Origin of the sequence: Scandinavium hiltneri (assembly GCF_024764835.1) — a bacterium.
GTDB classification, from domain to species: domain Bacteria; phylum Pseudomonadota; class Gammaproteobacteria; order Enterobacterales; family Enterobacteriaceae; genus Scandinavium; species Scandinavium hiltneri.
This window is the reverse complement of sequence record NZ_JALIGE010000076.1, coordinates 1,040,697-1,051,945: the sequence shown is the minus strand read 5'-3', so window position 1 is coordinate 1,051,945 and position 11,249 is coordinate 1,040,697. Positions and strand designations below refer to the sequence as shown.

General features: G+C 51.3%; 9 protein-coding genes. 6 read left to right on the top strand and 3 right to left on the bottom strand.

Going from position 1 to position 11,249, the window contains the following annotated elements:
- Positions 1 to 7: 7 nt before the first annotated feature.
- From cyoA to MUU47_RS22370, 3 genes are all read right to left on the bottom strand, one after another.
- Positions 8 to 952, bottom strand: coding sequence for a cytochrome o ubiquinol oxidase subunit II (cyoA, locus tag MUU47_RS22380; RefSeq protein WP_258990351.1), 945 nt, complete (start codon positions 950 to 952; stop codon positions 8 to 10).
- A gap of 463 nt (positions 953 to 1,415) precedes the next feature.
- Positions 1,416 to 2,897: a muropeptide MFS transporter AmpG gene (ampG, locus tag MUU47_RS22375; protein ID WP_258990590.1), complete on the bottom strand. Its 1,482-nt coding sequence runs from the start codon at positions 2,895 to 2,897 to the stop codon at positions 1,416 to 1,418.
- 43 nt (positions 2,898 to 2,940) lie between these two features.
- Positions 2,941 to 3,519: a lipoprotein gene (locus MUU47_RS22370; RefSeq protein WP_258990350.1), complete on the bottom strand. Its 579-nt coding sequence runs from the start codon at positions 3,517 to 3,519 to the stop codon at positions 2,941 to 2,943.
- A gap of 306 nt (positions 3,520 to 3,825) precedes the next feature.
- On the opposite strand from MUU47_RS22370, the gene bolA reads away from it, so the two are divergent.
- The 6 genes from bolA to hupB all read left to right on the top strand — a co-directional run bounded on the left by bolA (position 3,826) and on the right by hupB (position 11,070).
- Positions 3,826 to 4,143, top strand: coding sequence for a transcriptional regulator BolA (bolA, locus tag MUU47_RS22365; protein ID WP_110511661.1), 318 nt, complete (start codon positions 3,826 to 3,828; stop codon positions 4,141 to 4,143).
- 346 nt (positions 4,144 to 4,489) lie between these two features.
- The gene (gene tig / locus MUU47_RS22360) at positions 4,490 to 5,788 is read left to right on the top strand and encodes a trigger factor (protein ID WP_258990349.1); all 1,299 of its coding nucleotides are present in this window, start codon (positions 4,490 to 4,492) and stop codon (positions 5,786 to 5,788) included.
- Between the two features lie 256 nt (positions 5,789 to 6,044).
- On the top strand, positions 6,045 to 6,668 hold the full coding sequence (gene clpP, locus MUU47_RS22355) for an ATP-dependent Clp endopeptidase proteolytic subunit ClpP (protein WP_110511663.1): 624 nt from the start codon (positions 6,045 to 6,047) through the stop codon (positions 6,666 to 6,668).
- A gap of 106 nt (positions 6,669 to 6,774) precedes the next feature.
- Positions 6,775 to 8,049, top strand: a complete 1,275-nt coding sequence (gene clpX, locus MUU47_RS22350) for an ATP-dependent protease ATP-binding subunit ClpX (RefSeq protein WP_110511664.1) — start codon at positions 6,775 to 6,777, stop codon at positions 8,047 to 8,049.
- Between the two features lie 183 nt (positions 8,050 to 8,232).
- On the top strand, positions 8,233 to 10,587 hold the full coding sequence (gene lon, locus MUU47_RS22345) for an endopeptidase La (protein ID WP_110511665.1): 2,355 nt from the start codon (positions 8,233 to 8,235) through the stop codon (positions 10,585 to 10,587).
- 210 nt (positions 10,588 to 10,797) lie between these two features.
- A complete protein-coding gene (gene hupB / locus MUU47_RS22340) occupies positions 10,798 to 11,070 on the top strand; it encodes a nucleoid-associated protein HU-beta (protein WP_010428111.1) in 273 nt (90 codons plus the stop codon).
- Positions 11,071 to 11,249: the final 179 nt, after the last annotated feature.

Sequence of the window (11,249 nt, the reverse complement as noted above, 5' to 3'; positions counted from 1 at the left end):
CGGCCCCTTAATGAGCGGTTTCCGCGTGGCTCATGTCCATGCCTTCCATCCCTTCGTGTGAGGCATGCTCACCGGCAGGTTGGCTCATGTCCATGTGACCGTGACCCATGTATTTGTTGATAACGTCTTTGAACAAATCAGGTTTCACGCTGGAGAAGTATTCCACCTTGTTGTACTCGCTCGGCGCTGCCAGTTTTTCATAAGCGTCCATATCGTTCATGGTGCTCTGAGACTGTTTCACCTTCGCGACCCACTGGTCGAACGTAGCGCGATCCGGTGTTGCAGTAGCTTTGAACTTCATACCAGAGAAGCCCTTGCCGCTGTAGCTGGCGGAGATACCGTCGTAGGTGCCCGCTTCGTTGGCAATCAGATGCAGGTTAGTCTGCATACCGGCCATCGCATAAATCTGGCTGCCCAGACGCGGGATAAAGAACGAGTTCATCACGGAATTGGAGGTGACTTTGAACTGAACCGGAACGTTCGCCGGGAAAGCGATTTCGTTAACGGTCGCAATGCCCTGCTCCGGGTAAATGAAGAACCATTTCCAGTCCATGGAAATCACTTCGATAGTGATTGGCTTCTCGGCATGGGCCAGCGGTTTGCTAGGCTCAAGCGCGTGAGTGGTTTTCCAGGTCAACACGGAGAGGAACAGGATGATAAGGATAGGCACCGTCCAGACCACAGCTTCCACTTTATTGGAGTGTGACCAGTTAGGGCTATACTTCGCATCTTTGTTGCTCGCACGGTATTTCCAGGCGAAACCAACGGCCATCAAGACGGCGGGAATGACGACGATTAACATCAGGCCAAATGCCGTCAGTATCAGCGAACGTTGCTCCAGTCCAATCTGTCCTTTGGGGTCAAGTAGCGCAGAATCACAACCACTGAGTAAAACAGTGCTGGCGATTAATGACAACCATCCCAAGCTTTTATTGTATTTCCTGAGTCTCATGTAACGACCTCAATTCCACGGGATTTGGTGGCGTTTAAAGTGTGGGGGCATTTTACGGGAAGGTTACATTACTGTAAACATGATTGGAGAAGTGTCTTTCGGGTGTTACTGGGTTCTGCCGGGCCTGTCACAGATGTTGCTGATTGTGTCTAAAATCCAGGCGGATAGCGCATTGCCGGAGTTTTATAACGAAACGAGGTAGAATGGATCTGTTTCTCTGGCAATTGGTATAACTAATGCCGGAAAAACACAAAAAGTTAACAATTAATTATCAAATTAACGACATCATAAAAACAAAAAAATAATCGAATAAAAGCTGAATCGGTTAAGGAAATATGCCGGAACTTAAAAAGCGCCAGTAATTTCCGAAATTAAATAACGCACAAAATAACAATCGGGGAAAATAAATGAATTGTTGCCGTTATAATTACCGAAAGTAACTACAACGACAAGTAACGTTTATTTAGTGTTCAGTGAGGTGTGTTTTGCGTAATGCCATCGCGTCGAGAATGCCACCCAGCACAATGCCGCAAATGGCAATCATAGCCCCCACTTCCAGCAGGCCTGTCAGGAACGAGAAGGCCGTCAGGTCAAGCGCGTTCATGATGAGCAGCAGTAGCCAGACACCGATGACCAGACAGCCAATGGCGAGGATCCGCAGGGCGACGGAATAGAGGTTTTTGAATTCTGTTCGCGGCATAAAGCTTTCGCTCCGCCAGGTGTATTCCAGCGTTTGCCGACACAACATCAGCAGCAAAATACCTGGAATGGCGGCAAATACGGAGAACAGATAAAACGTGGGCCAACCGTGCGCTTCGACAAACCAGCCTGCAATTGGACCGACATACACGCGACCGACCGCAGAAAGGGCAGAGAGCAGCGCGAACTGCGTCGCAGAGAAGGACTTGTTGCACAGCGTCATTAACAATGCGACGAATGCCGCCGTTCCCATCCCGCCGCACAGGTTTTCAAAGAATACCGCCGTGCCCATGGTCAACATGCTTTTGTCCGTAATCGACAACAGCCAGTAACCGGCATTGGATGCGCCCTGCAAAATACCGAAAATCAGCAATGCGCGGAACAGGGATAAACGCTGCATCAGCACGCCGCCGTATAGCGCGCCGAGGATGGTGGCAAACAGCCCGAGGGTTTTATTCACCACCCCGACTTCGCCCGCGTCAAAACCGACCCCTCTTATAAGGAAGGTGGTGGTCAGACTCATCGCGAACGCGTCGCCAAGCTTATAAAGGACAATCAGCAGCAGAATCAGCCAGGCATTGTTCCGGCCAAAGAAATCACGCAGTGGTTCAGCGACGGCCTGTTCCAGGGTTTTTGGCGCGGGAATGACATCGCTTGGTTCAGGTGCAACCAGCGTGGCGATAATGCAGGGGATCATCAGTGCCGCCATCAGCCAGTACATGGCCTGCCAACCGAGCCACTGATCCGCCAGCCACAGTGCCAGTCCGCCGGATACCAGCATCGCCAGACGATAGCCCAGCACGCTGATTGCTGCCCCGGTGCCACGTTCTTCCGGCGACAGAATGTCGGTTTTCCATGCGTCGAAAACGATGTCCTGCGACGCCGAACAGAAGGCGATCACCACTGCAAGAGCGGCCATCCAGCGCAATTGCGACGTTGGTTCAAGGAAGCCCATCGCCGCAATCGAGAACAATAACAGGATCTGCGTGGTGAGTAGCCAGCCGCGACGGCGCCCCAAAAATGGCGGCGTGTAGCGGTCCATCATCGGCGACCACAGAAATTTAAAGACGTAGGCCTGGCCGACGAGAGAGAAGAACCCAATGGTTTTAAGATCGATGTTCTCGACGGTCATCCACGCCTGAAGCGTGCCGGACGTGAGCGCCAGAGGTAAACCGGAGGCGAAGCCAAGTATCAACAGGATCGCTGATTTGGGCTGCTGGAAAAGGCGTAAGTATCGGTTGGGCATGGGCATAAATAACTGACCCGGCACAGGGCCGGGTCAGAAAGACTTAGTGGGCGTTCTGTTTGATGAAGTCGTGGACGCTGGTGTCCTGCGCCATATCGGAAATGGTATCCGTCAGAACGCTGTTAACCGCGTTAGCAATATTCTGGTTGTTCGCCGTGAAGGCACCTTCAACCTGATAGCTTGCGCGATAGTTTTTGCTCATCTTATTGCCGTTCTTCGCGGTGGCGATGATGGCGATATCCGCTTTGGTAGCGATGTTGTAGCGCACGTTGCCCTGAGACACGTCTGCATACAGGTTGTTGACGATGATCTGCAGATCAACGGCACCGTTCGGCCCAATCATATAACCGCGCGCGGTCATCTGCTTTTCAAGCACTTCCTGCAGCAGGAAACGCAGGTCTCGGGAAGCGGTCAGCGTCACCAGCTGGTTATCACGGGTCACTTTTGCCAGCGCCTGGTCCGGTCGCTGGTCAGCGCCGTTGATGCTGACAGTCACGCCCATCAGGCTTGGATCTTGTGAAGGCAGGGTGATTTTTGGTGCTACATCAATAGTCGTTTGCGGCTTGGCACAACCGGCCAGCATAAACATCGCAACCAACGGGAAGAGGAATTTTTTTAACATAGTAAGACTCTCAGCGTCACTGTTGTTCAACGGGCGAAAAATTCCCGCCATCATAACATCGCCAACGGTAAGGGGAAGTGGGTAACGCATGTAAATTCATCGTGTTGAGTGTTTTCTGAGCGCAAGCCCGATTTCGCACTCTTTTTTGCAATTATTCGTCTACGGGAGGGCACAAGGTTCATCCGTTTGACTGAGAAATACAGACGAAAGCTAAATTTTTGTTGTCTTGATGTAATGGAAACGGTAAAAGCGGCTAACATTTAAAGGGAAAGGGCGGCATCTCAGCGTTGTCGGAGGAGTAAATTCATGATGATACGTGAACAGATAGAAGAAAAATTAAGGGCAGCGTTTGAACCCTTATTCCTCGAAGTGGTGGACGAAAGTTATCGCCACAATGTCCCGGCCGGCTCCGAAAGTCACTTTAAAGTGGTGCTGGTCAGCGATCGCTTTGCCGGAGAACGTTTTCTTAACCGTCACCGCATGATTTATGGCACTTTAACCGCTGAATTGTCCACGACCGTGCATGCGCTGGCGTTGCATACCTACACCGTGAAAGAGTGGGAAGGGTTGCAAGATACTGTCTTTGCATCACCACCTTGTCGCGGCGCGGGCAGTATCGCGTAAAATTCGCATTTGCAACTGCCGGAACTTTTCCAGTATGTTGCGTACAGATTAAATGAGAAACGGCCTGCGGGCCGTTTTGTTTTGTTTGAATTTTGAGCGAGCAACGCATTTTTTGGGTCAAAATTACCTCAAAACTGTGAAAAATGGCGCATCTATGCGGCATTACCGTTCTCGACTCACTACAGTGATGCCGCTATAATGCTGCGTCTTATTTTCGGAATGTCTTCGGGATGATTCTGGCAACAGGGATTGTATTCTGCATTGAAGAGAACATCCCGGTTCTGCGAAGCCATCGATACGTGCTTCCAGAGTTGACCGAGCACTGTGATTTTTTTGAGGTAACAAGATGCAAGTTTCAGTTGAAACCACTCAGGGCCTTGGCCGCCGTGTAACGATTACTATCGCTGCTGACAGCATCGAAAAAGCTGTAAATAGCGAGCTGGTCAACGTAGCGAAAAAAGTTCGCATCGACGGTTTCCGTAAAGGGAAAGTACCGATGACTGTAGTTGCTCAGCGTTATGGCGCCTCTGTTCGCCAGGACGTGCTGGGTGACCTGATGAGCCGCAACTTCGTTGATGCGATCATCAAAGAGAAAATCAATCCAGCAGGCTCCCCGACTTACGTTCCGGGCGAGTACAAACTGGGTGAAGACTTCACTTACACTGTTGAATTTGAAGTTTACCCAGAAGTAGAACTGCAGGGTCTGGACGCAATCGAAGTTGAAAAACCGGTTGTAGAAGTGACTGATGCTGACGTTGATGGCATGCTGGACACTCTGCGTAAGCAGCAGGCGACCTGGAAAGATAAAGAAGGCGCTGTAGCCGATGAAGATCGCGTTACCGTTGACTTCTCCGGTTCTATTGACGGCGAAGAATTCGAAGGCGGCAAAGCCACTGATTTCGTACTGGCAATGGGCCAGGGACGTATGATCCCAGGCTTTGAAGACGGTATCAAAGGCCACAAAGCGGGCGAAGAATTCACTATCGACGTGAACTTCCCGGAAGATTACCACGCAGAAAACCTGAAAGGTAAAGCAGCGAAATTCGCTATCAACCTGAAGAAAGTTGAAGAGCGTGAACTGCCAGAACTGACTGCAGAATTCATCAAACGTTTCGGCGTTGATGATGGTTCCGTAGACGGTCTGCGTGCTGAAGTACGTAAAAACATGGAACGCGAGCTGAAAGGCGCGGTTAAAAACCGCATCAAGTCTCAGGCAATCGACGGTCTGGTTACCGCCAATGACATCGACGTTCCTGCTGCCCTGATCGACAGCGAAATCGACGTACTGCGTCAGCAGGCTGCACAGCGCTTTGGTGGCAACGCCAAGCAAGCGATGGAACTGCCACGCGAACTGTTCGAAGAGCAGGCTAAACGCCGCGTTGTTGTTGGCCTGTTGCTGGGCGAAGTGATTCGTACCCACGAGCTGAAAGCTGACGAAGACCGCGTTAAAGTCCTGATCGAAGAGATGGCTGCTGCGTACGAAGATCCAACAGAAGTCATCGAGTTCTACAGCAAAAACAAAGAGCTGATGGACAACATGCGCAACGTAGCTCTGGAAGAGCAGGCTGTTGAAGCTGTTCTGAACAAAGCGAAAGTGTCTGAAAAAGCGACTTCTTTCAACGAACTGATGAACCAGCAGGCGTAATTAACGCCCTCACGGTTTAAAGTTTGAGCGAAAAACCCGTTGCCTTTGGTAGCGGGTTTTTTTATCACTGTAATAGATGACGATACGTGCCAAAACGCTGTTTCGGTGTTAGCGTTACAGCAAAATATTGTTATGCTTGAAATAGGGCAGTATCACCCCCATAAAAGGGGAAGCAGTAGATTGACTGGCTGATGATCCGTCCGCAAGGTTACAATCAGTACAGCAGGTATTTTCACTTTTTATCCAGGAGACGGACATGTCATACAGTGGCGAACGAGATAACTTTGCACCCCATATGGCCCTGGTGCCAATGGTCATCGAACAGACCTCACGCGGTGAACGTTCTTTTGATATCTACTCCCGTCTGCTCAAGGAGCGCGTTATCTTTCTGACAGGCCAGGTGGAAGACCACATGGCGAACCTGATCGTAGCGCAGATGCTGTTTCTGGAAGCGGAAAACCCGGAAAAAGACATTTACCTGTACATCAACTCCCCAGGCGGCGTCATCACTGCAGGGATGTCCATCTACGACACCATGCAGTTCATTAAGCCAGACGTCAGCACCATTTGTATGGGGCAGGCGTGTTCAATGGGGGCATTCCTGTTGACCGCTGGAGCGAAAGGCAAGCGTTTCTGCTTGCCGAACTCTCGCGTGATGATTCACCAGCCGCTGGGCGGCTATCAGGGCCAGGCGACGGATATCGAAATCCACGCCCGCGAAATCCTGAAAGTTAAAGCGCGCATGAATGAACTTATGGCACAACACACGGGTCAATCTCTTGAGCAGATTGAGCGCGACACCGAGCGCGACCGCTTCCTCGCTGCGTCTGAAGCAGTAGAGTACGGCCTGGTCGACTCCATTTTGACCCATCGTAAATAATGCCACTGCGTCGAGTGCCGCTATACTGTTTAGGGCGGCATTCCGTTAAGACTGGCATTTGCGTCGTCATGTGCGGCACAAAGAACTTAGAAAGAGGTTTGGACTCATGACAGATAAACGCAAAGATGGCTCAGGCAAACTGTTGTATTGCTCTTTTTGCGGCAAAAGCCAGCACGAAGTGCGTAAGCTGATCGCTGGGCCGTCCGTGTATATCTGCGACGAATGCGTTGATTTATGTAACGACATCATTCGCGAAGAAATCAAAGAGGTAGCCCCGCATCGTGAACGTAGTGCACTGCCGACACCGCATGAAATCCGCCATCACCTGGACGATTATGTCATCGGTCAGGAACGTGCGAAAAAAGTGCTGGCTGTGGCGGTATACAACCACTATAAACGTCTGCGTAACGGCGATACCAGCAACGGCGTTGAGCTCGGAAAAAGTAACATCCTGCTGATTGGCCCAACCGGTTCCGGTAAGACGCTGCTTGCGGAAACGCTCGCACGCCTGTTGGACGTTCCATTTACTATGGCTGATGCAACCACCCTGACCGAAGCCGGTTACGTGGGTGAAGATGTTGAAAACATCATCCAGAAACTGTTGCAGAAATGCGATTACGACGTGCAGAAAGCGCAGCGCGGCATCGTTTACATCGATGAAATCGACAAAATTTCCCGTAAATCGGATAACCCGTCGATCACCCGTGACGTGTCCGGCGAAGGCGTACAACAGGCTCTGCTGAAGCTTATCGAAGGCACCGTGGCTGCAGTTCCGCCGCAGGGTGGCCGTAAACATCCGCAGCAGGAATTCCTGCAGGTTGATACGTCGAAGATCCTCTTTATCTGTGGCGGCGCATTCGCCGGTCTGGATAAAGTGATCGCCAACCGCGTTGAAACTGGTTCAGGTATTGGCTTTGGCGCGACGGTAAAAGCGAAATCCGAAAAAGCGAACGAAGGTGAACTGCTGGAGCAGGTAGAGCCGGGCGATCTGATCAAGTTTGGTCTTATCCCGGAATTTATCGGTCGTCTGCCGGTTGTCGCGACGCTCAACGAGCTGAGTGAAGATGCCCTGATTCAGATCCTGAAAGAACCGAAAAACGCCCTGACTAAGCAATATCAGGCACTGTTCGGTCTTGAAGGTGTTGATCTGGAATTCCGTGATGAAGCGCTGGATGCGATTGCCCGTAAAGCGATGGCCCGTAAAACCGGTGCCCGTGGTCTGCGTTCAATCGTCGAAGCGGCACTGCTTGATACCATGTACGACCTGCCTTCCATGGAAGACGTCGAAAAAGTGGTTATCGATGAGTCCGTCATCGAAGGTCAAACCAAGCCGCTGCTGATTTACAGCGCCGCTGAAACGCAGCAGGCATCTGGCGAATAATTCACCAAATCACTCAGTCAGTTAACCAAAAGGGGGATATTTTATCCCCCTTTTACTTTTCCTGTATTCCTCCCGTTGAATGTGTGGGAAACATCCCCATATACTGGATCACATGTTAACGGTGGCGTGAAGCACAGTGACGCCATTGACTACCTGGCGGACATTAAACTAAGAGAGAGCTCTATGAATCCTGAGCGTTCTGAACGCATTGAAATCCCCGTATTGCCGTTGCGCGATGTGGTGGTTTATCCGCACATGGTCATTCCCTTATTTGTAGGGCGGGAAAAATCTATCCGTTGTCTCGAAGCGGCCATGGACCATGATAAAAAAATCATGCTGGTTGCTCAGAAAGACGCGTCAACGGATGAGCCGGGTGTAAACGATCTTTTCACCGTCGGGACCGTGGCCTCTATTTTGCAGATGCTGAAGCTGCCTGACGGCACCGTCAAAGTGCTGGTTGAAGGCTTGCAGCGTGCGCGTATTTCCGCGCTGTCTGACGACGGCGAGCATTTCTCGGCGAAAGCGGAGTACCTCGAGTCTCCGGCAATCGACGAGCGCGAGCAGGAAGTGCTGGTACGCACTGCCATTAGCCAGTTTGAAGGCTATATCAAGCTCAACAAGAAAATCCCACCAGAAGTGCTGACGTCGCTGAACAGCATTGACGATCCTGCACGTCTGGCGGACACCATCGCAGCGCACATGCCGCTGAAGCTAACTGATAAACAGTCCGTGCTGGAAATGTCCGACATCAACGAGCGTCTGGAATACCTGATGGCGATGATGGAATCGGAAATCGATCTGCTGCAGGTTGAGAAACGCATTCGCAACCGCGTCAAAAAGCAGATGGAGAAATCCCAGCGCGAGTACTATCTGAACGAGCAAATGAAGGCTATTCAGAAAGAACTCGGTGAGATGGACGATGCACCGGACGAAAACGAAGCGCTGAAGCGTAAAATTGACGCCTCTAAAATGCCGAAAGAGGCAAAAGAGAAGGCTGAAGCTGAGCTGCAGAAGCTGAAAATGATGTCGCCGATGTCTGCGGAAGCGACCGTCGTTCGTGGCTACATTGACTGGATGGTGCAGGTTCCATGGACCGCACGCAGCAAAGTTAAAAAGGACCTGCGTCAGGCGCAGGAGGTTCTCGATACCGACCATTACGGTCTGGAACGCGTGAAAGACCGCATTCTCGAGTATCTCGCAGTCCAGAGCCGCGTGAACAAACTTAAAGGCCCAATTTTGTGTCTGGTTGGACCGCCAGGGGTGGGTAAAACCTCTCTGGGTCAGTCCATCGCGAAAGCGACCGGACGTAAATATATCCGTATGGCGCTGGGCGGCGTGCGTGACGAAGCGGAAATTCGCGGTCACCGTCGGACTTACATCGGTTCGATGCCGGGTAAACTTATCCAGAAAATGGCGAAAGTGGGCGTTAAAAACCCGCTGTTCCTGCTGGATGAAATCGACAAAATGTCGTCCGACATGCGCGGCGATCCGGCGTCAGCGCTGCTGGAAGTCCTTGATCCAGAACAGAATGTGGCGTTCAACGATCACTATCTGGAGGTCGATTACGATCTCAGCGATGTGATGTTTGTGGCGACCTCCAACTCCATGAACATTCCGGCTCCACTGCTGGATCGTATGGAAGTGATTCGTCTGTCCGGTTACACCGAAGACGAGAAGCTGAACATCGCGAAACGTCATTTGCTGTCGAAGCAGATTGAGCGAAACGCGCTGAAGCCGAGCGAAATTACGGTCGATGACAGTGCGATTGTCAGCATCATTCGCTACTACACCCGTGAAGCGGGCGTGCGTAGTCTGGAGCGTGAAATCTCCAAACTGTGCCGTAAAGCGGTGAAACAGCTGCTGCTGGACAAAACGCTCAAGCACATTGATATCAATGGTGAAAACCTGCATGACTATCTCGGTGTGCAGCGCTTTGACTTTGGCCGCGCCGACAGCGAAAACCGTGTCGGTCAGGTGACTGGCCTGGCGTGGACCGAAGTGGGTGGCGATCTGTTGACCATCGAAACCGCGTGCGTTCCAGGTAAAGGCAAACTGACCTATACCGGCTCGCTTGGTGAAGTGATGCAGGAATCCATTCAGGCGGCGCTGACCGTGGTGCGTGCGCGTGCAGAGAAGCTGGGTATTAATGGCGACTTCTACGAAAAACGCGATATTCACGTTCACGTTCCGGAAGGGGCTACGCCGAAAGACGGTCCAAGTGCAGGTATCGCAATGTGTACCGCGCTAGTGTCGTGTCTGACCGGTAACCCGGTGCGGGCCGATGTGGCGATGACCGGTGAAATCACGCTGCGTGGTCAGGTTCTGCCTATCGGCGGTCTGAAGGAAAAACTGTTGGCAGCCCACCGTGGCGGCATTAAGACAGTTCTGATTCCTGATGAAAATAAACGCGATCTGGAAGAAATCCCTGATAATGTGATCGCCGATCTGGATATCCATCCTGTTAAGCGAATTGAAGAAGTTCTGGCCCTTGCACTGCAAAATGCACCGTATGGCATGCAGGTAGAGACCGTAAAATAGTGACGTCGCGCAAATAGCGCTAAGAAAAACGGGGCTGTCAGGTGATTTCGCACTTGCCAGCCTTTTTTTGTATAGCTAATTTAGATTGCTGGTTGGGTATGTCATAGACAACGGGTGTTGTAAGGGCATGACACTCCTGATATAACTGCTGCGCCGTCGCATTGCGAAGGATTCCAGTGCGATATAAATTATAAAGAGAGGAAGAGAATAGTGAATAAATCTCAACTGATTGACAAAATTGCTGCAGGTGCGGATATCTCTAAAGCTGCTGCTGGACGTGCGTTAGACGCTTTAATCGCTTCCGTTACCGAGTCTCTGCAGTCTGGGGATGACGTTGCACTGGTTGGTTTTGGTACTTTTGCTGTTAAAGAGCGTGCTGCCCGTACTGGTCGCAACCCGCAAACAGGTAAAGAGATCACCATCGCTGCTGCCAAAGTGCCAGGTTTCCGTGCAGGTAAAGCACTGAAAGACGCGGTAAACTGATCGCTTTCCCGTCCAGGGAATGTGACAAAGTACAAGGGCGCATCATCAGATGTGCCTTTTTTTGTTTCTCCAGCCTGACTTTATGCGACTTTAGGCGAGTTGTGGGCTGACAATAACCCTCGTTTCTTGTCAAAATACGTCCTCACGTGCAGCCGCTCTCATGGTATGCTGTGCGAGGA

Coding starts and splice junctions, on each gene's coding strand:
- lon (WP_110511665.1), top strand. CDS start 8,233: ATGAATCCTGAGCGTTCTGAACGCATTGAAATCCCCGTATTGCCGTTG.
- bolA (WP_110511661.1), top strand. CDS start 3,826: ATGATGATACGTGAACAGATAGAAGAAAAATTAAGGGCAGCGTTTGAA.
- clpP (WP_110511663.1), top strand. CDS start 6,045: ATGTCATACAGTGGCGAACGAGATAACTTTGCACCCCATATGGCCCTG.
- MUU47_RS22370 (WP_258990350.1), bottom strand. CDS start 3,519: ATGTTAAAAAAATTCCTCTTCCCGTTGGTTGCGATGTTTATGCTGGCC.
- clpX (WP_110511664.1), top strand. CDS start 6,775: ATGACAGATAAACGCAAAGATGGCTCAGGCAAACTGTTGTATTGCTCT.
- ampG (WP_258990590.1), bottom strand. CDS start 2,897: ATGCCCAACCGATACTTACGCCTTTTCCAGCAGCCCAAATCAGCGATC.
- tig (WP_258990349.1), top strand. CDS start 4,490: ATGCAAGTTTCAGTTGAAACCACTCAGGGCCTTGGCCGCCGTGTAACG.
- cyoA (WP_258990351.1), bottom strand. CDS start 952: ATGAGACTCAGGAAATACAATAAAAGCTTGGGATGGTTGTCATTAATC.